Annotated in this window: 16 protein-coding genes, 1 tRNA gene and 1 riboswitch; of the genes, 8 read left to right on the plus strand and 9 right to left on the minus strand. The window is 74.9% G+C overall.

All coding sequences use genetic code 11. From position 1 onward, the window contains the following. The first annotated feature begins 59 nt into the window (after nt 1–59). Together ABD385_RS32925 and ABD385_RS32930 are read left to right on the plus strand one after the other, a co-directional pair. Nucleotides 60–135 (plus strand) — tRNA-Lys (locus ABD385_RS32925). A 240-nt stretch (nt 136–375) separates the two neighbouring features. After that, entirely contained in the window at nt 376–1,515 is a 1,140-nt protein-coding gene (locus ABD385_RS32930; RefSeq protein WP_344582904.1) for a PP2C family protein-serine/threonine phosphatase, read from the plus strand. A 34-nt stretch (nt 1,516–1,549) separates the two neighbouring features. On the opposite strand, the gene ABD385_RS32935 is transcribed toward ABD385_RS32930, so the two are convergent. Then, nucleotides 1,550–2,695, minus strand: a complete 1,146-nt coding sequence (locus ABD385_RS32935; protein ID WP_344582882.1) for a DUF2332 domain-containing protein — start codon at nt 2,693–2,695, stop codon at nt 1,550–1,552. Nucleotides 2,696–3,116: 421 nt separating this feature from the next. Further along, a riboswitch (cyclic di-AMP (ydaO/yuaA leader) is annotated at nt 3,117–3,263 on the plus strand. Nucleotides 3,264–3,475: 212 nt separating this feature from the next. Here ABD385_RS32935 and ABD385_RS32940 point away from each other — a divergent pair. After that, nucleotides 3,476–4,726: a M23 family metallopeptidase gene (locus ABD385_RS32940; protein WP_344582884.1), complete on the plus strand. Its 1,251-nt coding sequence runs from the start codon at nt 3,476–3,478 to the stop codon at nt 4,724–4,726. Nucleotides 4,727–4,813: 87 nt separating this feature from the next. Continuing rightward, on the plus strand, nt 4,814–5,779 hold the full coding sequence (locus ABD385_RS32945; RefSeq protein WP_344582886.1) for an aldo/keto reductase: 966 nt from the start codon (nt 4,814–4,816) through the stop codon (nt 5,777–5,779). A gap of 127 nt (nt 5,780–5,906) precedes the next feature. Here the strand turns inward: ABD385_RS32945 and ABD385_RS32950 are convergent, their stop codons facing one another. The 5 genes from ABD385_RS32950 to ABD385_RS32970 form a co-directional block, all read right to left on the minus strand. Next, nucleotides 5,907–6,209: a hypothetical protein gene (locus ABD385_RS32950; protein WP_205365665.1), complete on the minus strand. Its 303-nt coding sequence runs from the start codon at nt 6,207–6,209 to the stop codon at nt 5,907–5,909. A gap of 84 nt (nt 6,210–6,293) precedes the next feature. After that, nucleotides 6,294–7,577 (minus strand): PrsW family intramembrane metalloprotease, encoded by a 1,284-nt coding sequence (locus ABD385_RS32955; protein ID WP_344582891.1) that lies wholly within the window; start codon nt 7,575–7,577, stop codon nt 6,294–6,296. Nucleotides 7,578–7,665: 88 nt separating this feature from the next. Then, entirely contained in the window at nt 7,666–8,526 is an 861-nt protein-coding gene (gene trmB / locus ABD385_RS32960; protein ID WP_344582893.1) for a tRNA (guanosine(46)-N7)-methyltransferase TrmB, read from the minus strand. A gap of 165 nt (nt 8,527–8,691) precedes the next feature. Further along, nucleotides 8,692–9,939 carry an L-2-hydroxyglutarate oxidase gene (gene lhgO, locus ABD385_RS32965; protein WP_344582894.1) on the minus strand — a complete coding sequence of 416 codons (1,248 nt, stop codon included), beginning with the start codon at nt 9,937–9,939 and terminating at the stop codon, nt 8,692–8,694. A 244-nt stretch (nt 9,940–10,183) separates the two neighbouring features. Next, entirely contained in the window at nt 10,184–11,632 is a 1,449-nt protein-coding gene (locus tag ABD385_RS32970; protein ID WP_344582895.1) for an NsdA family TPR-like regulatory protein, read from the minus strand. A gap of 726 nt (nt 11,633–12,358) precedes the next feature. Here ABD385_RS32970 and ABD385_RS32975 point away from each other — a divergent pair. Beyond that, nucleotides 12,359–14,434 (plus strand): asparagine synthase-related protein, encoded by a 2,076-nt coding sequence (locus ABD385_RS32975; protein ID WP_344582896.1) that lies wholly within the window; start codon nt 12,359–12,361, stop codon nt 14,432–14,434. Nucleotides 14,435–14,649: 215 nt separating this feature from the next. On the opposite strand, the gene ABD385_RS32980 is transcribed toward ABD385_RS32975, so the two are convergent. Continuing rightward, complete coding sequence (locus ABD385_RS32980) at nt 14,650–16,608, minus strand: sigma-70 family RNA polymerase sigma factor (RefSeq protein ID WP_425585531.1); 1,959 nt, start codon at nt 16,606–16,608, stop codon at nt 14,650–14,652. A gap of 251 nt (nt 16,609–16,859) precedes the next feature. After that, nucleotides 16,860–17,648 carry a TetR/AcrR family transcriptional regulator gene (locus ABD385_RS32985; protein WP_344582897.1) on the minus strand — a complete coding sequence of 263 codons (789 nt, stop codon included), beginning with the start codon at nt 17,646–17,648 and terminating at the stop codon, nt 16,860–16,862. Nucleotides 17,649–18,082: 434 nt separating this feature from the next. Between ABD385_RS32985 and ABD385_RS32990 the strand changes: the two genes are divergently transcribed. Next, nucleotides 18,083–19,462 (plus strand): NAD(P)/FAD-dependent oxidoreductase, encoded by a 1,380-nt coding sequence (locus ABD385_RS32990; RefSeq protein ID WP_344582898.1) that lies wholly within the window; start codon nt 18,083–18,085, stop codon nt 19,460–19,462. A 295-nt stretch (nt 19,463–19,757) separates the two neighbouring features. Beyond that, entirely contained in the window at nt 19,758–21,524 is a 1,767-nt protein-coding gene (locus tag ABD385_RS32995) for an ATP-binding SpoIIE family protein phosphatase (protein WP_344582900.1), read from the plus strand. Between the two features lie 62 nt (nt 21,525–21,586). Here the strand turns inward: ABD385_RS32995 and ABD385_RS33000 are convergent, their stop codons facing one another. Further along, on the minus strand, nt 21,587–22,876 hold the full coding sequence (locus tag ABD385_RS33000; protein ID WP_344582907.1) for an MFS transporter: 1,290 nt from the start codon (nt 22,874–22,876) through the stop codon (nt 21,587–21,589). Nucleotides 22,877–23,077: 201 nt separating this feature from the next. Here ABD385_RS33000 and ABD385_RS33005 point away from each other — a divergent pair, with 201 nt between their 5' ends. Further along, the gene (locus ABD385_RS33005; protein ID WP_344582902.1) at nt 23,078–23,638 is read left to right on the plus strand and encodes a MarR family winged helix-turn-helix transcriptional regulator; all 561 of its coding nucleotides are present in this window, start codon (nt 23,078–23,080) and stop codon (nt 23,636–23,638) included. The last annotated feature ends 451 nt before the right edge of the window (nt 23,639–24,089 follow it).

The raw sequence follows: 24,089 nt of genomic DNA on the forward strand, positions 1-24,089 counted from the left end.
CGGCCAGATCCCCGATGCCTTCGGGCTGCGGCGCGTCCTCCGGCTATGCTGCTCGGTGCGGGCCATTAGCTCAATTGGCAGAGCAGTGGACTTTTAATCCATTGGTTCAGGGTTCGAGCCCCTGATGGCCCACCAGGTGGAGCACGCGGTGCTCCGAGGGAGAGCGGCGCCCCGACCGGTACGACGGTCGGGGCGCCGTTCGTCGTTTTGCGGGGGACGGTCGGGGCGTGGTGGGTGGGTGCTCCCGCCCCGTTCGGCGTAGGAGGACTCGCCGGGCGGCGCGGGGCCCGCAAGCCTTGAGACGGCAGTGCCTCGGGGAACGCGTGCCCGGCGGGTGCGCGGCCGGGCGGGCGGACTGGGAAGAGGCCGGTGCGGATGGTGCGAGGCGGCGGGAACCGCACGGGTGACGAGGAACGGCGGGCGCGTCGCGACCAGATGTCCTCGTGGGGGCGGCCGTTGGCGCGCTGGTTGCCCGCCCTCCTGATCGTCGGCGGCGTGCTCTTCGACGTCGTGACGCCGCCCCAGTACACCGCGGCTCCGTTCCTCTCCGCCGCTCCCCTGGTTGCCGCCCCGCTGTACTCCCTGCGGGCCACCGCCGGCACCGCCCTGGCCGCCGTCGTCACCGAGGTCCTGCTCGCCACGTACCACGGGGCCGAGGACTACTACCAGTCCGCCACCGAGGCGGTCACGGTCGTCGTGGTGGCCCTGATGGCGCTCGGCATCAACCGGGTCGTCCGGCGCAGCGACGCCCGGCTCGCCTCCGTGCGCGACGTCTCCGAGGCCGCCCAACGGGCCGTGCTGCCGACGCCGCCCGACACCCTCGCCGGCCTGGCGGTCGCCGCCCGCTACGTGGGCGCCCGGGCCGGTGCCCGCATCGGCGGTGACCTGCACGCCGTCCAGGACACCCCGCACGGCGTGCGGATGATCGTCGGCGATGTCCGGGGCAAGGGGTTGGAGGCCGTGGAGGCCGCGGTCGTCGTGGTCGGCGCCTTCCGGGAGGCGGCGGAGCAGGAGACCACCCTGGAGGCGGTGGCGAGCCGGCTGGAACGGGCGATCGAACGGGAGGGCGGGCGCCGCACCGGCCTCGACCAGGACGAGGGCTTCACCACCGCCGTCCTGGCGGAAGTCCCCGCCGGGAACCAGTCCGTGCTGCGCATCCTCAACCGCGGCCACCCGTCCCCCCTGCTGCTCACCCCGGACGGCGGCCTACGGGAGCTGCCCCCGTCCGCCGCCGCGCTGCCGCTGGGCCTGGGCGACGTGGCCGGCTGGCCCGACCACGCGGACGAGACGTTCTTCCCGGCCGGGGCGCTGCTGATGCTGTTCACCGACGGGGTGACCGAGGCCCGCGACCGGGCCGGGCGGTTCTACGACCCGTGCGCCCGGTTGCGCGGCAGCCAATTCAGCGGCCCCGGCGACCTGTTGGACGTGGTGGTCGAGGACGTCGCCCGGCACACCCGCGGGGGCCCCGCCGACGACATGGCCCTGTTGGCGGTGCAGCGGCCCCTGGAGGCGTAGCGCGGGGAGCCGGTGAACGGGCGGGCGGTGGGCGCTACGGCTGCGGCGGACGCAACCAGTGCACGCGCTGGCCGTGCGGCCCCGTCAGGGCCACCGGGCGCTCGTCCAGGGCGAGGGTCAGCGACATCGGGTCCCCCGGCCCGAGGGCCCGGTGCTCCGGCGCGGTGATCCACGGCAGCACGCCGTGGTACTCCTGGGAGATCCAGTGCCCCGGGCCGTCCCGTTCGGCCAGCACCGACCGGACGAGCCCGGCGAACTCCTCGCGCCGGGCCGGCGGAAGGTAGTTCAGCACCGCGCTGTGGAAGACGACGAGCGTCGCCCCGGCCGGTGCCCGGGCGGCCAGCGCCGGCAGCTCGTCGACCAGGTCGCCGCGCACCACCGTGGGCCGCGGCGACGTCCGGACCGCCTCGACGGCCGCCGAGAGCCGTGCCGCCCGGGCCTCGTCGCCGGGCCACACCAGGGCGTGCAGCCAGCGCAGGTCGTCCGGCGTCCCGACCGGGTCGAGCGGTTCCAGGTCGATGCCGGCGCGCCAGACGACCTCCGGCCGCGCGCCGGGCGGCACCGTCGCGCCGTCGTCCCAGGGCGCGACCCCGCTGGTGCGGCAGGTGAAGGTGACCGCGCCGTCCGGGGCGCCGGCCTCGACCAGCTCCCCGTAGGTGCCGGGGGGCCCGTCGGGGACGTACCGGTAGCTGTACCGGTCGGGGTGGAGGCACAGCCCCGCCGACGTCCCGACCTCCAGGAGGGCCAGCGGCTGCGGCAGCCGGGCGAGCAGGGGCAGTAACGCGGCACAGCGGGCCGGCTCGTTGGTCTGGGTCGCGCGCTGCATGATCACCGCGCGGACCTCGTCCCAGTGCCGGACCGTCCACTCGCGCCACCGCCCGTACGCCGCCTCGCCGCGCGGCCCCGACTCGGCGTGCGGGCCGTCCAGGTAGCGCACCGCGGCGAGCAGCAGGTTCGGCTGCTGTTTGTTCCCCGAGGGCAGCGAACGGGCCAGCAGTTCGCAGATCTCGTCGTCCTGGCCGATCCGGGCGGAGAGCTCCTCGTGCGCGTCGGACCGGCCCCGCGCCTCGTACCAGGAGAACTCCCGGTACCGAACCGCCACGTCCCGTGGGGTGTTGACGGTGTTTCCGGTGTGTCCGGCGTTTCCGGTGTTTCCGGTGTTCGCGACGTTGACGACCATGAGGCGACGTTACCGTCCTCACGTTCCGTAACTGTGGGGCGGCCCTCCGCATAACGACTGGCGCACGATCGCCGCGAGATCGTTTGGCGATGTCGCTCCAACTCGCCCTGTTTGCGGCCGGACTGGGGGTAAAAGTCCACGCCAGAGCTTGTTCGGGGGGCTTGCGGAACCCTCGCGGATTCGTGGGAACGCTTGGATTTCCCGCACCGTCTCTATTACTGTCCGATAACGGAGCGCGGTCGTCCCAGCCGTCGCCAATGGCGGCACCGCGCGCCGGCGCCGAATCCTGCACGCGCTGTTCCCGCACCTCCAGAACGACCTTGAGCCACCCGCCCGAGCCGGCCTTCCGCACGGCGCGACCCGCGTCCTCGACCCGAGTCGAGTCGCCCGGATCGGCCGGTTCCGGGGGTCCTGTCGGATCCGCCTGGAATTGCTTGGAATTGAGTCGAGGGAACCGGGGAACCACCAACTTGGGGTGAATCGGGCGCCTCTCGCCAGGGGGCGCCGGTAGGAGACCTTCCTGCTCCGAACCCGTCAGCTAACCCGGTAGGCGAGAAGGAAGGAAAGGAGTGCGCCCCCGTGGCGTCCAACAGGCCCGCCCCTCATGCTCCGTCCGCGTACGGCCTCCGTGGTCCCACCGACTTCGGCGGCCCCGCCGCCTTCACCGTTCCCACGACTGCCGGTGATCCCGCCGGTGCCGGTGTTCCCTCCGGTGCCGCTGTTCCCGCCGCTGTGAGCGGTTCTGACGGCGGCGGCGCGTTTGCTGGTGCCGGTGGTTCCGTGGACGGTGCCGCTTCCGGCGAGGCACCCCAAGTCCTCGCGTCGTACGGCCAGTTGCCGGGGCGGCGATCCCTCGGTGAGGCGTTCTCCCACGACCTGTTGGCCCCGTACCCGTCGCCCGAGGGCGCGCCGGCGGACGCGCCGGGCGGTACCGAGCCGTCGGCCGGCCCCGCCGGTGAGGACGTCGGCGACGCAGGCCTGCCGGCCGACGAGTCGGCCGCCGGCGACGCATCGGCCCGCCCGGTCCGCGGCAAGCACCGGGTGGCCAAGCAGCGCAGCGGCGGGCTGGCGCGCGGCGGCACGGTGCTGGGCGTCGGCGTGATCGCGGCGGTCGGCGCGAGCGGGGTGGCCGCGGCCGAGGACCGGCCGCCGGTGCCGATATCGGTGCCGGACCCCGCAGGCGCCCTCGACGACGCCCCCGGTGCCCTCCAGGACGCCGGCCCCCGCGCGGCCGACGCCGGTGCCGCGCCCGTCGCGACGCCCGCCGGCGCGGACGCCGCGGCCTCCGCCCCCGCGGGGCCCTCCGCCCCCGTCAGCCCCGCCGCGTCCCACCCACAGGGCGACGCCGCCACCGCTGGCGGCGCACCGGGCGCGGGGCCGGCCGAGGCGCTGCGCCACCGCATCCTGCAGCAGGCCGACGGCCGAGCGGAGGCCGCGGAGCCGGCGGCGGAGGCGGGCAGTGGTGCGGAGGCCGGGCCGGGCTCCGCATCGGACGCCGGGCCGGCATCCGGCCCAGCGCCCGCCACGGCGCCCGCCACGGCATCCGGCTCAGCGCCCGCCACGGCATCCGCGCCGGCTGCGCCCGCGTCGCAGGCCCGTCCGGCGGCGTCGGAGGACCGGCCCGCCGACGGGGCGAGGACCTCCGTCGCCCCGGTCTCCTCGTACACCCTCGCCACCGGCTTCGGGCAGGCCGGCGACCGCTGGGCCGCGGACCACACCGGACAGGACTTCACGGCCCCGACCGGCACGCTGGTCAGGGCGGTTCACGACGGCACCCTCACCCAGGCGGGCTGGGCCGGTGGCTACGGCTACCGCATCGTCCTCACCCTCGACGACGGCACGCAGCTCTGGTTCTGCCACCTGTCGTCGATGGTCAAGACGACGGGGCGGGTGCACGCGGGCGACGTCATCGGCCGGGTCGGCGCCACCGGGAACGCCACCACGCCCCACCTCCACCTGGAGGTCCGCCCCGGCGCCGGTGCCCCGACGGACCCGCTGCCCTGGTTGCACGACCGCGGGGTCACGGTCTGACGGCCGCCCGGTCGCGGGGGAGAGATTCCCCGCGACCGGGCGGGTGCGGAGGGAACAACTCCCCGCTGCCGGGCGTTGTCACGGAGCATGACCGTGACACACGCCCAGAGCTCCGCCCCCACGCCCAAGTCGCTCGGTTCGCTGTCCGTCTCCCCGCTCTGCCTCGGAGGCAACGTCTTCGGCTGGACCGCCGACGAGGCCGAGTCCTTCGCCGTGCTCGACGCCTACGTCGCCGGCGGCGGCAACTTCATCGACACCGCCGACGCCTACTCCTTCTGGGTGCCCGGCAACAAGGGCGGTGAGTCCGAAACCGTCATCGGCAACTGGACGGCGGCCCGCGGCAACCGCGACGACGTCGTGATCGCCACCAAGGTCGGCGCGCAGACCGACCTCAAGGGCCTGTCCGCCGCCACCATCAAGACCGCCGTCGACCTCTCCCTGAGCCGCCTCCGTACGGACTACATCGACCTCTACTACACCCACTACGACGACGAATCGGTCGAGGTGGGCGAGTTCCTGACCGCCCTCGACGACCTCGTCCGGGCCGGCAAGGTCCGCGAGATCGCCGCGTCCAACATCTCCGCGCAGCGCCTCCAGGAGTCGCTGGACTTCTCCGCCCGCGAGGGCGTGGCCCGCTACGTGGCCCTCCAGCCGCACTACAACCTGGTCTCCCGCGACACCTACGAGGGCGAACTCGCCGACGTGGCCGCCCGCAACGGCATCGCCGCGGTCCCGTACTACGCGCTCGCCTCCGGGTTCCTGACCGGCAAGTACCGCCCGGGCGGCAACGTCGACAGCGCCCGCACCGGGAAGGCCGCCGCGTACCTGGAGACCGACCGCGGCCGCCGCGTCCTCCAGGCCCTCGACACCGTCGCCGCGGCCCACGACGCCGAGGTGTCCACCGTGGCCCTCGCCTGGCTCGCCGCCCAGCCCACCGTGGCGGCGCCCATCGCCAGCGCCCGCACCCTGGCGCAGCTCCCGGCCCTGCTGGCCGTCACCGAACTCGCCCTCACCGACGTCGAACTCGCCCTCCTCACGGAGGCGTCTGCCTGACGCGCGACGGATGCGGTGCGGCGGGCCGGTACGGTGCCGCACACCGCGCCGGTGCGGGGCGCGCATCGCCGCGCCCCGCACCGTCCGCCGCACCCGGCGCAGCCGTCGACCGGGGCGCGGCCCGCCGTCAGCCGCGCCGGTCCGCCACCGCCCACGAAGCCAGCGCGACGCCGCCCGCCACCGCGAAGACCGAAGGCCACGCCCCGATCTTCTTGGCCAGCGGATGCGACCCCGCGAACGCCGCCACGTAGGCGCCGCTCAGCGCCGCGGCCGCCTTCGTGCCGGCCTTCTGCTGCCAGCCGCGGGCGGCCACCGCACCGGCCGCCGCCAGCGCCACCCCGCCCAACGGGCGCTTCTTGGTCCACCGGGCCACGCCGTAACCGCCCACCAGACCGGCGGCCGCCACCACACTCGTCGGTATCCCAGCCATCGCAGAATCCTCCCTTTCACGGACAACTCCCACGAGCCTACGCGCGGGCGGCGCGGCGCCCGGAAGCACCGTCAGGTGTGGCGATCAGCGCTGGTCACGGGCGCGCGGGCGCGGTGCGCCCGCGCCGCACGCCCACGCCTGGAGCAGCGCAGGACCCGCCCACGTCCGGTACTGCCACAGCAGCTCCAGCAGTTCGCGCTCCCGCGCGGCGAAGTCCGGGGACGGGCCCGCCAGGTGGGCGCGGCGGCGGTGGAAGGAGAGGGCGGTGGCCAAGGTGGTGTAGGCGGTGACGGCGCGGGCGGCGGCCGGGCCGTGGGTCCGGCGGGCCAGGTCGCGGGCCAGGGCGCGGGTCCGCAGCGAGGCGAGCGCGGTCGGCTCGGGCGGAGCGAGCCACCCGGCGGCGGTGTACGGGGCGAGGTAGACCCGCACGGACAGCAACTCCTGCCGGCGGGCCCACAGCGCCAGCCAGGTCAGGGTCAGCAGCACCGGCACCATGCACACGCCGTAGACGGTCAGGAAGCCGGCGTCGCCGAGGCTGGAGGCGGCGTTCCACACGCCGTGCAGCAGGACCGCCGTGGTCAGGCCGAGGAGGACCAGCGCGGCGCGGGCGGCCCGGCGGCGCGGGTAGCGGGTGGCGGCTATCCCGAAGGCCAGCCCGGTGAGGATCGTGAAGAGCGGATGGGCGAACGGGGAGACCACGATCCGCACGAAGAAGGTGCCGGCGGTCAGCGAGTCCAGGCCGGTGTGCCCCATGGAGCGGTCCTCGCCGAAGGCGCTGCCCAGGTAGAGGATGTTCTCGGTGAAGGCGAATCCGGTCGCGGTGATCCCGGCGATCACGATGCCGTCCGTGATGCCGTCGAAGTCACGGCGGCGGAAGCGGTAGAGCAGCACGATGGCGGCGGCCTTCATCACCTCCTCGACGATCGGGGCGACGACGGTCGAGCCCCACGCCTGGGCGTCGGTCGGTGAGGCGGAGGCGATGTTGTTCGCCAACCAGTCCGTGGCGAAGCCGTTGGCCAGCACCGCGACCAGGGTCGCGGCACACGCCCCCCAGGCGAAGGCGAACGCGAGGTTCCGCCAGGGTTCGGGCTCGATCCGGTCCAGCCAGCAGAACGCCGCGATCAGCAGCGGCACCGGGAAGACCGCCAGCCCGAGGCCGACCAGCAACCCCTCGGTGCCGGTCTGCCGCCGCACGATGCCGAGGATGAGCACCCCGGACAGGGCCAGCAGCGCGGCCAGCGCGACGGCCCCGACGGTCTTGCTGCGCCAGGGCGCGGACCGGCGCCGGGGCCCGTCGGGAACCTCGACGGGCGTGTACGACGACGGGCCGGCTGAGCGCTCGGGCAGCGGCGGCGGTGACGGGTACACCCGTCGACCCTAGCGAGGGCGGGCCGGCGGGGACACGCGGACGGGGAGTGCCGCGGGCGGGCCGGACCGGTGCCCCGGGGCCGCGGCCTCAGCCCCGGCGGCGGAACAGCAGGTCGTGGACGGTGTGCCCCTTGTCCAGGCCCTGCCCCTCGAACCGGGTCAGCGGCCGGAACTCCGGCCGGGGCGCGTACCCGGAGTGCAGGTTCTCCAGCGCCGGCTCGGCGGCGAGCACCTCCAGCATCTGCTCGGCGTACGGCTCCCAGTCGGTCGCGCAGTGCACCAGTGCGCCGGGCGCGAGCCGGGTCGCGGCCAGCGCCACGAACTCGGGCTGGATCAGCCGGCGCTTGTGGTGCCGCTTCTTGGGCCAGGGGTCCGGGAAGTACACGCGCAGGCCGGCGAGGGAGCCGGGGGCCAGCATCTCCCGCAGCAGGATGATCGCGTCACCGTTGGCCACCCGGATGTTGGACAGACCGTTGCGCTCCGCGAGGCGGAGCAGATTGCCCTGGCCGGGGGTGTGCACGTCGCAGCCGAGGATGCCGGTGCCGGGGTCGGCGGCGGCCATCTGCGCGGTGGCCTCGCCCATCCCGAAGCCGATCTCCAGGACGACCGGCAGCCCGCCGAAGAACGCGTCGAGGTCGAGGCGGGAGAGCCCGTCGATGTCCATGCCCCACGTCGGCCACAGCCGGCGCAGCGCCTCGGCCTGGGAGGCGGTGACGCGGCTGCGGCGCGGCTGGAAGGAGCGGATCCGCCGCTCGTGGTGCGAGCCGGCGGGGTCGGCGGCCGGCCCCGTCCCGTCGGGGAACATCGGCGCGCCGCGCCGGGGCACGGCGGCCGAGGCGGCGGTGGCGCCGAGCGGGCGCGCGGGCGGGGCGGCGGTCACCGGGGCGTGCGCGGCCGTCACGTCGGCAGCGGCAGCGGCGGTCTCAGGGGTGGCGGGGTTCTCGGACACAGTGCGTCCGATTCTACGGACGGTGCCGCCGCGGGGTGGACCGTCGCCGACGGGCCGGCCCCGGCCGGGACCCGTCGAACGGTCGAACCGCAGGTCGGCGCCGCGTCTACGGGGAGGGCGGCAGCCGTCGCACGCCCTCCGGCCCCGGCCCGTGCCCCGCCGCCCTCACTCCCCGGCGCCCTCGCTGCCCACCTCCCGAGCCGGGAGGCCCAGCAGCCGGGTCACCCGCCGGGCCACCTCCCGGCCGATCGGGAGGGAGGCCGTGGCGGCCGGGGACGGCGCGTTGAGGACGTGGATCATGCCGGGGGACTCGGCGAAGAGGAAGTCGTCGACGAGGGTGCCGTCGGGGAGGACGGCCTGGGCGCGGACCCCGGCCGGCGACGGCACGAGGTCCTCCGCCGTGGCGGCCGGCAGCAGCCGGCGCACCGCGTCCGTGAAGGCGCCGCGGGACAGCGAACGGTGGAGCTCGCCCGCGCCGTAGCGCCAGTGGCGGCGGGCTATCCGCCAGGAGCCGGGGAAGGCGAGGGTCCCGGCGAGCTCGGCGGGCCGGACCGTGCGCCAGTCGTAGCCCTCGCGGGCCAGCGCGGGCACGGCGTTCGGCCCGATGTGGACGGAGCCGTCGACGCCGCGGGTCAGGTGCACGCCCAGGAACGGGAAGGCCGGGTCGGGGACCGGGTAGACCAGGCCGCGGACCAGGGCGGCGCGCTCCGGGGCGAGGGTGTAGTACTCGCCGCGGAACGGGACGATCCGCATGCCCGGGTCGTCGCCCGCCAGCCGCGCCACCCGGTCGCAGTGCAGCCCGGCGCAGTTGACCAGCGCGCGGGCGCGGTAGACCGTGCCGCCGGCGGTGCGGACCGCGACCCGGCCCGGGCGGCGGCCGATGGCGGTGACCTCCTCGCCGAACACGACGCGGGCGCCGTCCTCCTCGGCGAGCCGGCCCAGCTGCCGGGCCACCGCACCGAAGTCGCAGATGCCGGTGGTGCCCACGTGGATGGCGGCCAGCCCGCGCACCTCGGGCTCGTACTCCGCGATCTGGGCGGGGCCCAGCTCCCGCACCGGCAGGCCGTGCTCGCGGCCGCGCTGGATCAGGCCGTGCAGCCGCGGCAGCTCGCTGCGCTCGGTGGCGACGATCAGCTTGCCGGTGACCTCGTGCGCGATGGCGTGCGCGGTGCAGAACTTGACCATCTCCGCCGAGCCCTGGAGGGCGAAGCGCGCCTTCAACGAGCCCGGTGGGTAGTAGATGCCGCTGTGGATCACGCCGCTGTTGCGCCCGGTCTGGTGGCGGGCCGCAGCGGGCTCCTTCTCCAGCACCACGACGCGCATGCCGGGCGCGGCGCGGGTGAGCGCCCGGGCCGTGGAGAGCCCCACGATCCCGGCACCGATCACCAGCACGTCGCAGTCGTACGCCGCCACTGCACCTCCCCAACCGCATGACCGCCGACCCGCCCGTCGCCGCGGGCCGGCGCGTCCTCGCCGACGACGTAGTCCATCATGACGGGCCGCACCGACAATCCGCACTGACCTGACTCCGCACGACCTGTCTGACCTGCGGCGACGAACCCACGGCGGGGCGCCCCCGACGGCCGCCGCGCCGACCCGCCGCCACCCGGACCCGCGCCCTTGCGGCGGCCCCGCTCCCCGGTCCGCGCCACCGCTGCTACGCCGGCGCCGCCAGCAACGGCCGGGCCCGCTCGCGGAGTTCGACCACGCGGGGCTCGTCCCCGTACGGCTCCAGGCGGTGCAGCAGGTCACGGACGTACTCGGTGGTGCGGGCCGAGGAGATCCGGCCCGCCACCTCGACGGCACGGGTGCCGGCGGCGCAGGCCGCGTCCAGATTGCCGGACTCCAGTTCGGCGACGGCCGACACCACGAGGCGCAGCCCGTGCGACCGGACGAACTCCTCCGTCGGCCGGGACAGCGCCTGCTCGGTGAAGCGGCGCACCTGGCGGGGCAGCCGCAGGTCCCGGTAGCACTCGGCGGCGTCGGCGGCGAAGCGCTCGTAGGAGTAGAAGTCCAGCCAGGACGGGTCCGGATCGCCGCCGCGGGAGCGCTCCAGCCAGCCCTCGGACGCCTTCAGCGCCACCTCGCAGGCGCGCGCCTCCCCGGCCTTGGCCTGGGCGCGGGCCTCCACCAGGCGGAAGAAGCTCATGGTGCGGGCGGTGGCCAGGCCGCGGTTGCGCTCCAGGGCCGCCTGGGCCAGGTCGACGCCCTCGTCGGCGAACCCGCGGTAGGTCGCCTGGAGGGACATCGACGCCAGCACGTACCCGCCCAGGGGGACGTCGGCGGCGGCCCGGGCCAGCCGCAGCGCCTGGATGTAGTACCGCTGGGCGGCCTCCTGCTGGCCGGTGTCGAAGGCCATCCAGCCGGCGAGCCGGGTGAGTTCGGACGTCGCGCCGAAGAGCGCGCGCCCCACCTCGTCGCTGTACGAGGCGAGCAGCAGCGGTGCCGCGTCCACCCGGAGGCACTCCGGCACCATGGACGAACGCCAGTCGCCGCCGCCGTACTTGGAGTCCCAGCGCCGGGCGTCCTCGGCCGCCTCGCGCAGCTTGGTGACGTCGCTGTGGCCGACGTGCTGCGGGGCCCCCGCGTCACCCGCGGCCGCGGCGTCCTTGTCCCGCGCCTCGGCCGCCTCCCGCGCCACCGAACTGTCCGCCGGCGATATCAGCCACCGGGAGGCGGGCGTCGCGTACGCACTGACGGCGAAGGATCCGGCCAGGCTCTGCCAGATGCCGCCGCCACCACCGCGCCGTCCGGCGAGATCGAGACGGTACAGCTCGGTCGCCGAGCGCACCGCCGCGCCCACGTCGCGCGGGAAGGCCAGCCCCACTTCGGGCGCCGGATCGGCATCGGCCAGCCCGATCTCGTGCAGCGGTACCGGGCGCCCGAGCTTGCTGCCGATCGCCGACGCGATCAGATGGGGCGCGGCGCCCTGGGGCACCATGCCCTTGGAGACCCAGCGGGCCACCGACGTCTTGTCGTAGCGAAGCGTCAGGCCGCGCTGCGCACCCAGGTCGTTGACCCGGCGCGCCAGTCCGGCATTGCTGATCCCCGCGAGGGCGAGAACGGTGCCGAGCTTTTCGTTCGGCCCGCGTGTATCCCTGGACATGCGCACCCCTCGACACAGCGACACCCGCCCCGTACCCCGGGGCATGCGTCCACCCAGAGTAGTTCGCCGGATCCCTACCGTTAAGGGTCGGTGTCTTGGATGGCGAGATTCGTGTTCAAACGGGGGTGCGGGAATTGGCATGTGCTCCGGGTACGTGTGCCCATGCGCCCACCCGTGCGCGCTGGCTCCCCAACGGCCCCCGCGATTCGATGAGTTCTGCGTGGGTCGGCCCGCTGCACTGGATCCAGTGGGCTGGGGGACACCGCCACCTCATTCCCCGCGGGTGGCGGTCCGGTCCGGGAGGCGCAGCCCGCCTCCCGGACCGTCGCGGGGACCGGCGACGTCCGGCCGCCGCGCCGTGAAGGAGCCGGGTCCGGAGCGACGTCGCGGGCGCCAACTCGGTTGCCCCGTACGGACTTTGGCTGAAAACCGACGGGTGATGCTTTCACGCCGTCGGCCGCCCCGGGGGCCACACGGGGGGCCACCCGGGGCCGTCGCCGTCCACCCCGCCCCGCCCCGAGGACGCCGCACCGCCGCCGCACCGTCACCGGACCGCCGCCGCTCCACCGCGCACGCCGGCCCGCCACGCCACCGCGACCCGGGCCTCCTCGGGCGCCTCCCGCAGGCCACCGCCATGGCAGCATGGACCGCACGACAGCTGGGGGACCGGCTGTACGGGGCGGTCACCGGCCACCCCGGCGGACGGGGAAGCGGGCGGAGGCGGCGATGCGCTGGCTGGTGGGGTGGAGCAGTGCCGCGACCACCAACAAGGAGTGCCGCTCGCTGCTGCCGGTGGGGGCCCAACTCCTGTGGGGCGACCCCGATCCCCTCTGGGCGGTGGGCGACTGGCGGCCCCACGAGGTGCGCGTCGTCCAGGCCGACCCGGAGACCCGGCTCGCCGTCTTCGGGGTCTGCGGCGCCAGCGACGACCAACTGAAGGTGGGCCTGTTCGCCGCCCGCGGGGGCGCCCTGCGCCACCTCACGGCCTGGCCGGGCAGCTACACCGCCGTCGTCCAGGTGGGACGCCGGATCACCATCACCGGGGACCTGGCCGGCGCCCACCCCGTCTTCCACACCCGGTGGGCCGGCGGGACCGCGTACGCCACCGCCGCCCTGCCGCTCGCCGACCTCGTCGAGGCCGGCCTCGACGTCGGCCACCTCGCCGCGCTGCTGGCCTGCCCGGACGCCCCCGAGGCGCTGGGCACCGGCACCCCGTACGACGGCGTCCGCCGCATCCCGCCCGGCCACGCGCTGGTGCTGCGCACCGGCAGCAGCGAGATCGCCTCCTACGAGCCGCCCGCCTCCCTGGCCGTCGCCGCCCCCCAACTCGCCCCGGAACAGGCCGTCGACGGCGTCCGCGAGGCCCTGGTGGAGGCCGTCCGGGCCCGGTTGGCGGCCCCCCGCTTCGCCCCCGACCCGGACGCGCTCGACCGGCTCGACCCCGGCCCGGTGCCCGGCATGGGCCCCGCGGAGCGGCGCGCGGCGCGCGGCGGCCCGGCCCCCGGCATCGGCGCCGACCTCTCCGGCGGCAGCGCCTCCGGCACGCTCGCCCTCCTCGCCGCCGGCCTCCCCGGCCAACCGGGACGGATCAACGGCCACGGCGAGCGCCTGTTGGCCGTCACCTTCAACGACCTCGCCGCCCACGGGAGCCGGGCCCAGCACGAGGCGGAACTGGACCGCGCCCGCGGGATCGCCGAGAACCCCCGGCTGCACCACGTCGTCGTCGCGGCCGGCGACGAGGCCCTCCCGTTCACCGGCCTGGACGTCCTCCCGCTCACGGACGAACCCGGCCCCTCGCTGACCCTCGCCGGCCGGCACCGCCGGCGACTGCTCTCCGGCGGCGCCGACCACTTCGTCGGGAACGGCGCCCGCCAGGTCCTCGACGCCCACCCGGCCCGCCTCGCCGACCTGCTGATGGACCGCCGCCGGCGCCACCTGCTGCGCCCGGTCACCGCACTGGCCAAGGCCGACGGCCCGTCCGCACACTCCGTCCTGGTCCCGTTCACCGTCTACCGGGCCGCCCGCAAGCTCGCCCGCACCCCCTACGCCACCGGGATCGCCGAGGCCGCCCGCCGCCTGATGGAGCGGCAGTTCGCCGACGAACCGGAGGCCGGCGGCGCGGTGGACGCCTCACTGGCCGCGCTCGCCTGGTGCCGCCCCGGGCCGGCGGCCCGCTGGCTCACGGGGGAGGCGCTCGCCGAAGTGTCGGTCCGGCTCGGGGACGCGGCGCGGCGTTCGCCGGCCGCCGGCCGCCCCGGCGAACGGCGGGCCCGCGCCGCACTGGCCCGCCAGGCCGCCGACCACCGGGTCTTCGAGCAGGCCGCCGAGGTCCGCAACCAGCGCCTGCACGCCCCCTTCCTCGACAACCAGGTGGTGCTCGCCTGCCGCGCCCTGCCGGACACCCTCCGGGTGCAGCCCGGCGCCCGGGCGGCCGTGCTGCGCTCCGTACTGGCCGGCGCCGGCGTGCGGGACCTGCCGGCCGGCTGGGGCGCCGCCGCGCACCACACCCACACCGCCGCGGCCCGCGCCGGACTGCGCGTCACGGTCGACTGGCTGCTCCAGCTCTTCGACGCACCCCTGCTCGCCGACGCCGGCCTGATAGAGGCCCGGGTGGTCCGCAAGGCGCTCCGCACCGCGGCCGAGGGCGCTCCGCTGCCCCTGGACGGCCTGGCCGAACTCGTCTCCACGGAGATGTGGTTGCGCCGGCTCCTGGCCCGCCGCGGCTCCTGCTGGACGGGTGCCGAAGCGCCCCGGCAACGGGCCCTGGCCGGCGGCGTCGTGCCGCGCGCCCGGCTCTCCTGAGCCGCCCGGCGACTCCTGAGGCACGCGGCGCCACCTGAGGCACCCGGCGACACGGCGGCCTCCCGCGCGGGGCGGCCGAGCGGCGCACGACCGTCGTCCGATGTGCCCGGCGGAACGGCGCGACCCACGGCGCGCCGGAACCCCCACGCGCCGGAGGAACGGGACGCACGCCGGCGCCCCGGCCCGACGTCCTCACCGGCCCCGGGCCGCCGCCCTCACCGGCAACTGATCTGCGACCGCGCCCAGTCCCCCATCGCCACCAGGTCGCCGATGCCCTCCGGCTCGACCACCAGGCGCAGCGTCTTGCGGCCCGTCAACGGGACGTGCACCGGCACCGCCGGCTCCCCGCCGTGCACGACCACCGACCGCCACAGCCGGACCCCGTCCGCGTACACCGAGAAGCGCAGCGCACCCAGCCCCAGGCTGAGGTCGTCGACGCCGGCCACCGCGTCGTAGGCGGTGCACTGCCGATTGAGGTCGATGACCACCGACGACTCGGCGTGCACGCTCACGCCGTGCGGGTAGGCCGTCCCGCCGATGCTGGGGTGCTTCCGCTTCCACATCCAACTGCTGTCGAGGGACCGGACCTCCGGCGCGGTGCCGTCGCCGGCGAAGTCGTAGGGCAGCGCGTTGACCTGATAGGGCGTCGACGGCGGTTCCGGCGGCGTGGGTGTGGGCGTGGGCGTCGGGGTCGGCGTGGGGGTGGGGGTCGGCTTCGGCTTCGGCGGCGCCGGGGTGGGCGTCGGCGTCGGGGTCGGCGTGGGGCTCGGCGTCGGCTCGGGCGGCGTCGGGGTCGGCTTCGGCGGCGGAGGCGGGGTCGGCTTCGCCCCCGGCGCACTCACCGGGGGGCGCGGGGTGTGCGACGGCGGCGGGACGGGCACCGTCGGCGCCGGCCGCTGCGGTTGCGCCCGCGGCGGCGGATCCGGCTGCGACGAGCCGGCCAGCGCGAACGCCAGCGCCGCACCCGCCACGACCACCACTCCGGCCCCGATGCCGACCTTCACCGGCGCGGCCAGCCCCCCGCCCGCGGTCGTCCCGCCGGCACCACCGGAGGCACCCGCACCTGCACCTGCACCCGCGCCCGCACCGGCCCCCGCGGCGGCCGCGGCCACCCCGGCACCCGCCGCCGCACCGGCACCGGTGACCCCGGCCACCGCGACGGCCCCCTTGACGGCGTACCCGGCCGCGAACCAGCCGACGACCGCGACCGGCAGCACCGCCCCGATCCGCTGGTTGAGGTCCGCGACCTCCAGCGCCGCCCCGCGGCACCGGGCGCACTCGTCCAGGTGCTTGCGCAGCCCCCGCTCGGCCCGCATCCGCAGCCCGCCGCGGGCGTACGCGCCGAGCCGGTCGGCGTAGCGCGCGCAGTCGCCGCCCGACGTCAGCGACTGGCTCACGTGCGCCTGCAAGTACGCCTGCTTGAGCCCTTCCCGGGCGCGGTGCGCCAGCACGGCGGTGGCGTTGGCGGTCAGCCCGAGCAGCGGCGCGACCTCGCTCGGCGACTCGTCCTCGATGGTGGTGTGCCACAGCACCGTCTGGTAGCGCTCCGGCAGACTGCGGAACGCCTGCACCGCCATCGTCTGCTCGGCCTCGTGCATCGCCCGTACGTCCGCGCCCAGGTCCAGGGTGTCGTCGTCCCGCGACGAGCCGGCCACCGACACCGCGAACACCGCGAAGTCCTCGACCAACTGCTCCCGCCGCGTGGTCTTCGCCCAGGCGGCGGCGACCCGCCGCACGGTGGTCAGCAAATAGGCGCGCACCGCCGAATCCGGTCCGGCCCCGCCCCGCACCGCCTGCAGGGTGCGCGCGAAGACCTCACCGGTCAGGTCCTCGGCGGTGTGGGCGTCCCGGCAGCAGCTGCGGGCGTAGCGGCGCACCGCCTCGGCGTGCCGGCGGTACAGCTCCTCGTAGGCGCTGTCGTCGCCGGCCCGCATCGCGGCGACCAACTCGGCGTCGGACGGGGCCGGCTGGGCGTCCGCACCTGTCATCGCCGTGTCGTCCGGTGGCGGCTGCGCCCCTCGGGAGCGCCGACGCTGCGCCGGCACGCTGGGCCCGGCGTCCTCCGGGCCACCGGCCGGCGGCGTCGCCCCCAACGGGCCGGTCTGTCCGGGCACCTGCTCCGGCGGGCGTCCCGCGCCCTCGCCGCGCCGCTCGTCCCGTCCGTCAACACCCATCGCCGAGACTCCCGAACCCGCCGTCACACCGCAACACCGCGCAAGCGTGCCACACCCGTGGCCCAAGCCTCAGGGCTCCGGTGGGCAACCACTCATCCGGGGGCGACCGCACTGGCGTTCACCCGTATGGCTCATGCCCACCCACCGGGGCGCCCACGCGCGCAGGACCGTCACCGGCCCGCCGCACCGCGCCCGTCCGGGCCCCTCGGCACCGGCCCCACCGGAGCCCCGGCGGAGCCGGCCACCGTCGGTCAGGCCGAGGGACGCGACCGCAGCCCTTCCAACAGGATCTCCAACAGTCGCGCCGAGGCCGCCTGCTGCTGCCCCGGATCGGGCAGCGCCGGCGCACCCGTGGCGATCACCAGCAGCACGTCGGAGACCGTGACGTCCGGCCGCAGTGCACCCGCCGTCCGGGCCCGCTCCACCAGCCGTCCGACGACCTCCAGCAGCGCCTGCCCGCCGGGCGTCTCCTCGTTCTCGGCGCCCGGCCGCGGCGCCTCCGGCTCGCCCGGCGCCATCCGCTGCAACGGCACCCGCGCCTCGGTGCCGCCCTCCGGCAGCCGCGGTTCGGCCGCGCCGTCCGGCACCCGCTCCTCGCCCGGACCCAGCCGCAGGATGCCCGGCGGCAGCAACCGCCCGGCCCCCGAGGCGACCGACGTGCGCAGGAACCGCGCCAGCGCCGACCACGGGTCGTCCTCCTGCCCCAGCGCGGTCCGTGCCTGCTCGGTCAGCCGGGAGGTCTCCTCCTCGGCTATCCGCCGGACCAGCACGTCCTTGCTCGGGAAGCGGCGGTAGACCGTCCCGACGCCGACCCGGGCGCGCCGCGCCACGTCCTCCATCGGCGCGCCGTAGCCCAGCTCGCCGAAGACTTCACGGGCCGCCCGCAGCACGTGTTCCAGATTGCGCTGGGCGTCCACCCGCAGTGGTGTGCTCCGGCCGTTGGCGCTGGTCATCGCGCCCGTGCCGGTGGCGCCGTTGACGCCGTCGGAAGCAGCGGTCAGCGCGACCGCCGTCGGCCATTGAGAGCCCTGAATGTGCATAAGTGATCCCCCGGTAATGACGTCTCCCCCCGGAGACTCCCCGCCCTGACGGTCGGAGAGACCCGACGAAAGGGTGCACCCCAACGACATACGAACATAGTTGAGCCCGCGTCAAGATTGAAGGGGCCCTCGGTACACCGTGCCCCCGATCGGCCTAATCGACCCGATCCGCCCTGCTCACCCTTCCCCTCACCCGGTGCCGATCTCCGCCTGACCAGCGTACTTCGCGCCGCTCGGCCGGAATGTCCCACTCCGCACCACCGCTCGTTCCGGACATACTTTTCGACCTGCCTGTGGACAAAGGCGTGTCGGCAGTGCGTCATGGAACAGTGCTGTGCTTTCCGGGGGCACAGCGCCCGAAGGTGGCCGCGCCGCCGGCCCGGCCACCCGCTCGGTGGCGCCCCGGCCTGGTCGACACCGCGAGGAGAACCTCTGTGAAGACTGAGTCTTCGGACGACGTGGCGCGCGTTCTCGTGGTCGGCGGCGGCTACGTGGGCCTGTACACCGCCCTGCACCTGCAACGGACCCTCAAGCAGGAGCTGCGCCGGGGCGCCGTCGAGATCGTCGTGGTCGACCCCGAGCCGTACATGACGTACCAGCCGTTCCTCCCGGAGGCCGCCGCCGGCTCCATCTCCCCGCGCCACGTCGTCGTCCCGCTGCGCCGGGTCCTGCCGCACTGCACCGTCCTCATCGGCGAGATCACCGCCCTCGACCACGCCGCGCGCACGGCGACCGTCGCCACCCTGGCCGCGGAACAGGCCGGCGACGCAGACGTCGTGTTGCCCTACGACGAACTGGTCCTCGCGCCGGGCTCGGTCTCCCGCGCCCTCCCGGTCCCCGGACTGGCCGACGTCGGGATCGGCTTCAAGACCGTCGAGGAGGCCATCGGCCTGCGTAACCACGTCCTCGAACAGCTCGACATCGCCTCCTCCACCCGCGACCCCGAGGTCCGCGACGCGGCACTGACCTTCGTCTTCGTCGGCGGCGGCTACGCGGGCGTGGAAGCGCTGGCCGAACTGGAGGACATGGCCCGCTACGCCGTCCGCTACTACCACAACGTCCAGCCCGAGGACATGAAGTGGATCCTGGTCGAGGCGAGCGGCCGGATCCTGCCCGAGGTCGGCGCAGACATGGGCCGCTACACCGTCCGCGAGCTGCGCGCCCGCAACATCGACGTCCGGCTGGAGACCCGCCTGGAGTCCTGCGAGAAGCGCATCGTCCGGCTCAGCGACGGCTCCCGGTTCCCCAGCAGGACGCTGGTGTGGACCGCCGGCGTCAAACCGCACCCCATCGTGGCCGCCAGCAAACTGCCGGTGACCGGCCACGGCCGCCTCCGGTGCACCGCCGCGCTCCGGGTGGACGGCGTGGACCACGCCTGGTCGGCCGGGGACGCCGCGGCCGTCCCGGACCTGACGGCCCCGCCGTCCGCCGCCCCCGACGCCGTGTGCGCCCCGAACGCCCAGCACGCCGTGCGCCAGGCCAAGGTGCTCGCCGAGAACATCACCGCGACCCTGCGCGGCGGCGAGGTCCGCGACTACGCGCACGAGTACGTCGGCTCGGTGGCCTCGCTCGGCCTGCACAAGGGCGTCGCGCACGTCTACGGTCGCAAGCTCAAGGGCTACCCGGCGTGGTTCATGCACCGCGCCTACCACCTCAGCCGAGTGCCCACCTTCAACCGCAAGGCCAAGATCCTCGCCGAGTGGATCCTCGCCGGTCTGTTCAAGCGCGAGATCGTCTCCCTCGGCTCACTGGAGAACCCGCGCGCCGAATTCGAACTCGCCGCGGGCACCGGCCGGCACAACGAAACCAGCTGACCGGCCGCTCCACCAGGGACGTTGGCCCCCGACCCGGCCGGTGCGCCCGGCCCCCTCGAACGCCGGCAACTACGCCCCGACGCCCGGCGTCTGACGGATGACCGTCCGGTCGGCCACACTGGACGTGTGACCATGGGTGGGCTCGTATCTGCGAAGAGTGACAATCACGAGGATTCAGGACGTTTGCTGCATTCCGCTAGAGGAAGCCGACCGTGCTCCCCGCCATGCCACGGGGCGTTGCCCCACGCCGATGGCCCGATCCCGCGCGACGACGCGAAGTAAGAGGTACCCCTCCGTGATCTTCACGCGCTGGAGCGCCAAGTTCCCGGGCACGCAGCGGCGCACCGCCGCCCGCCCCGACCGCCCCGTCACCCCGCCCGCGGCGCCCACGGCACACTCCGCCGCGCCCGCACCCGCCGGCGACGCACCCGCCGGCCAGCCCGGCACCGTCCCCGCCGCCCGCGCCGAGGGCCCCACCGGCGAGGACGCCCCGCCCGCCGCGCCGCCCACCGTCGACGCGCTCTCCGTCCACGACATCCTCGGCACCATCCCGGCCCTGGTCGCCGTCGTCTACGGCCCCGAGCACCGCCTCGCCTACGTCAACAGCGCCTACGCCGGCGTCTTCGGCACCCGCCCGGCCGGCCGCACCGCCCACGAGGCCCTGCCCGAACTCGCCGAACTCGGCCTGCTGCCCCTGATGGACCAGGTCCTGCGCAGCGGCAAACCCCGCACCGTGAAGTCCCGCAAGGTCCCGGCCGGCGCCGGCGGCGACCGCACCCGCGACGGCTACTACACCTTCACCTGCACCCCCATCGAGGTCGCCGCCAGCGGCCCGGCACCCGACCCGGAGGTCGCCTGCGTCGCCCCGCACAAGGGCGTCCTGGTCTTCGGCGCCGAGGTCACCGACCAGATCGAGTCCGCCGAACGGCTCCGCGCCAGCGAGGCCCGCCAGCGCGCCGCCGCGGTCACCCTCCAGCGCTCGCTCCTGCCCCAGGAACTGGAACAGCCCGACGACCTGATCGTCGCCGCCACCTACCAACCCGGCGGCACGGACGCCGCGGTCGGCGGCGACTGGTACGACGTCATCACCCTCGGCGCCGGCCGCACCGCCCTGGTCATCGGCGACGTCATGGGCCGCGGCGTGCGCGCCGCCGCCGTCATGGGCCAGCTCCGCACCGCGGTCCGCGCCTACGCCCGCCTGGACCTCCCACCGCACGAGGTCCTCCAACTCCTCGACGGCCTCGCCGCCGAGATCGACGCCAGCCAGATCGCCACCTGCGTCTACGCCGTCCACGACCCCAACGAGGGCCGCCTGCTCTACGCCTCGGCCGGCCACCTGCCGATGCTCGTCCGCGACGCCGACGGCACCGTCCGCCGCGCCGCCGAACCGACCGGCCCGCCGCTGGGCACCGGCGGCTGGCTGCACACCTCCGGCTCCGTCCCGCTCGCCTCCGGCAGCAGCGCCGTCCTCTATACCGACGGCCTCGTCGAGCGCCGCGACAAGGACATCGACGAAGGCGTCGCCGCCCTGGAGCGCGCCTTCGCCGGCGCCACCGGCGCCCCCGACATCGTCTGCGACCGGCTGCTGCGCTCCCTGGGCATCACCGCCGCCCACGACGACGACGTCGCCATCCTCGTCATCCAGAACCCGGTCCGCACCGGACACGACGCCGAGCTGTTCCACAACGCCGCCCTGGAACTCCACGGCGGCACCGAGGCGGCACCCCGCGCCCGGGCCTTCGCCTCCGGCGTCCTCGCCTCCTGGCGCTTCTCCCCGGAACTCCACGACCTCGGCGTGCTGGCCGCCAGCGAACTCGTCGCCAACTCCCTCCAGCACGGCACCCCGCCGATGCGGCTCCGCCTGCGCCGCACCGACCGCCGCCTGATCATCGAGGTCACCGACGGCGACGACCACCTGCCCCGCCGCCGGCGTGCCGAGCCCGTCGACGAGGCCGGCCGCGGCATCTCCATCGTCGCCACCATCGCCTCCTCCTGGGGCTCGCGCCGCACGCCCGGCGGCGGCAAGGCGGTCTGGTGCGAGTTCGCCCTGCCCCGCACGTAGCGCGGGGCAGGGCGAACGGGGCGGTACCGCCCGGGTCAGCGGGCGCCGCCCCGGGCCGCGCCTCAGACGGTCGCGGCCACCGGCTCGGCCTCCACCCGCTGCGGGGGCAGGGCCACGGCCCGGTGCGGCTGGTCCTGGGCCGGGCCGAGCAGCCGCCCCAGCCGCAGCGCCAGCACCGAGACCCCGATCGCGCACACGATCAGCATCGCGATGTACGCGACGTGCATCCCGTGCCCGACCATCAGCGCCCCCACGGCCGGCCCGACCGCCAGCGCCAGCTGCTTGACCAGCGCGAACGCCGAGTTGTACTGGCCGATCAACGAGGCCGGCGCCAGATCCGCCACCAGCGGCGACACCGTCGGCGCCAGCAACGACTCCCCGACGCCGAACAGCGCGTACGTCGAGATCAGCAGCACCGTGGCCACCACCTGGCTCCCGTGCACCAGCCCGGACAGCCCGGCGGCCATCCACGCCACCGTCCAGATGAGGCCCACCAGCGCCATCACCCGGCTCCGCCGCCGCCCCTCGACCAGCTTGAGCACCACGAACTGCGCCACCACGATCGCCGCGGTGTTGGCCGCCAGCGCGATGCCCAGCGTCGCCGGCGCGATCCGGGTGACCTCCGTGGCGTACGCCGCCAGCCCCGACTCGAACTGCCCGTAGCAGGCGAAGAACAACACGAAGCCCAACACGCACAGCCACACCATGCGCCGGTCGCCGAACATCGCCCGCCACGCGCCCTTGGCCCGCTCCTCGGTCGGCACCGCGTCCGCCACCTTCGGCGCCCGCGGCAGCCGCACGGTCGCGATCGCCGCGCCCAGCACCAGGAACATCACGGCCTCGATGGCGAACAGCCGAACGAAGCTCGACGCGTGCGCCGTGTCCACCAGCAGCCCACCGACCAGGCCGCCGATGCCCAGCCCCAGGTTGTTGAGGAAGAACTGCGTGGCGAACGCCCGCGACCGGGTTGCCGTCGTCGAGCACCACACGATCATCGTGGCGAGCGCCGGCTGGATCACCGCGATACCGGCCCCCAGCGCCACCGCCGACGCGATGACCGCGGGCTCCGTCGACGACAGCCCGATCCCCAGCGAACCGACGGCGGCCGACACCGTGCCGACCACCGCGACCGGCAGCGGCCCCCGACGGTCGATGGCCCGTCCGGTCAGCGGCAGCACGACCAGCGCGGAGATCGCCAGCATCGCCAGCACCGCCCCAGCCGTACTCGCACCAAGATGCCGCACCTCCGCCACGTAGACGTACAGATACGGAACGGTGAAGCCGTTACCGAACGCGCTCAGCGCGTTCCCCAGCTGGATCCGGCGCAGCGCGGCGCCCATCGCGGTGGTCACACTCACCTACCTAGGTCAGGTCACAGAAGACGAATAAGAGTCAGGAACCCCCCGAGCCGAGTCGAGGCGGCGTCCAACGGACACCCAGGACGTCCAAGACCGGACAGTCACACCCTCAAGACTTCGACCCTAAAGTTCGAAGCTAAAGACTACATGACGAAGAACTTCAACGCCAATGGCTTTCGTGTCATACTGCGCCGCATGTCAGAGCCCTCAGATGCGGCGGCCGGAGCCACCGAGCCGAGCCTGGAGGAACAGATCGCGGCCTACCAGCGCGAGTTCCAGGACCTCGACCCCCAGGTGGAGAAGGTCGTCTCCGCACTTCAGCGCCTCAACCGGCGGATGAACGTCGCCTACGGACGCCAGACCGCCACCCTCGGCATGAGCAACGCCGAATGGGAGGTGCTCAAGGCCCTCGTGGTCTCCGGCGCGCCCTACCGCCTGGGCCCCGGCGAACTCGCCAAGCGCCTCGGCCTCACGCCGGCCGCCATGACCCACCGCATCGACCGCATGGCGAGCGACGGCCTCGTCACCCGCGAGCGCGACGAGAACAACCGCGTGCGCGTCATCGTCGAGCTGACCCACGAGGGCCGCGAGAAGTGGCTGGAGGCGATGCGCATGGCCTCGGTCTTCGAGGAGGAGCTCCTCCAGGACCTCTCCGGCGACGAGCGCCACATCCTCGGCGACGCCCTGACCCGCCTGCTCCGCCGCGTGGAAGACGCCCAGCCGGATGCCGACGGCCGCCTCAGCGACCTCGACTGACCCGGTTTGACACGCCCTTCCTCGATCCGTAGTGTTCTCCGAGTTGCCAACGAGCCGTAACGGTTCTGCGGTAGCCATCCCGCCGCATCGCGGCATCTCACTACTGCACGGCTCCTCAACGGGATCCAATTTCGCATGCCGAAATTCATTCCGGGCGTCTGATTAGGCGTCACCGAGGAATTCCGCTAACGTAGTGAACACCCCGCCGACGGGGAATCGGATCGAAATTCGAACCGCTCGCAACTCACTGAGATGCGGACCGGAACGGAAAGAAGATCTGATAAAGTCGGAAAGGTCGAAGAGCGAAAGCGAATCGGCCGGACTCCGCTCCAGCAGGGGGCCAGAGACGGAAACGGATCTGGTAAGGTTGGAACCGCGAGAAAGCCGAAAGGCCGGATCGCACCGGCGAAAGTCAGGGCCGAAAGGATCTGATAGAGTCGGAAACGCAAGA

Source organism: Streptomyces lunalinharesii (genome assembly GCF_039532155.1).
Classification (GTDB): Bacteria; Actinomycetota; Actinomycetes; order Streptomycetales; family Streptomycetaceae; genus Streptomyces; species Streptomyces lunalinharesii.

What these genes read in the sequence shown, in the direction of transcription:
- ABD385_RS32970 (WP_344582895.1), bottom strand. Translation starts at nt 11,632, where the DNA reads ATGTCCAGGGATACACGCGGGCCGAACGAAAAGCTCGGCACCGTTCTC.
- ABD385_RS33005 (WP_344582902.1), top strand. Translation starts at nt 23,078, where the DNA reads ATGTCAGAGCCCTCAGATGCGGCGGCCGGAGCCACCGAGCCGAGCCTG.
- ABD385_RS32975 (WP_344582896.1), top strand. Translation starts at nt 12,359, where the DNA reads ATGCGCTGGCTGGTGGGGTGGAGCAGTGCCGCGACCACCAACAAGGAG.
- ABD385_RS32950 (WP_205365665.1), bottom strand. Translation starts at nt 6,209, where the DNA reads ATGGCTGGGATACCGACGAGTGTGGTGGCGGCCGCCGGTCTGGTGGGC.
- ABD385_RS32985 (WP_344582897.1), bottom strand. Translation starts at nt 17,648, where the DNA reads ATGCACATTCAGGGCTCTCAATGGCCGACGGCGGTCGCGCTGACCGCT.
- ABD385_RS32930 (WP_344582904.1), top strand. Translation starts at nt 376, where the DNA reads ATGGTGCGAGGCGGCGGGAACCGCACGGGTGACGAGGAACGGCGGGCG.
- ABD385_RS32980 (WP_425585531.1), bottom strand. Translation starts at nt 16,608, where the DNA reads ATGGGTGTTGACGGACGGGACGAGCGGCGCGGCGAGGGCGCGGGACGC.
- ABD385_RS32935 (WP_344582882.1), bottom strand. Translation starts at nt 2,695, where the DNA reads ATGGTCGTCAACGTCGCGAACACCGGAAACACCGGAAACGCCGGACAC.
- ABD385_RS32945 (WP_344582886.1), top strand. Translation starts at nt 4,814, where the DNA reads ATGACCGTGACACACGCCCAGAGCTCCGCCCCCACGCCCAAGTCGCTC.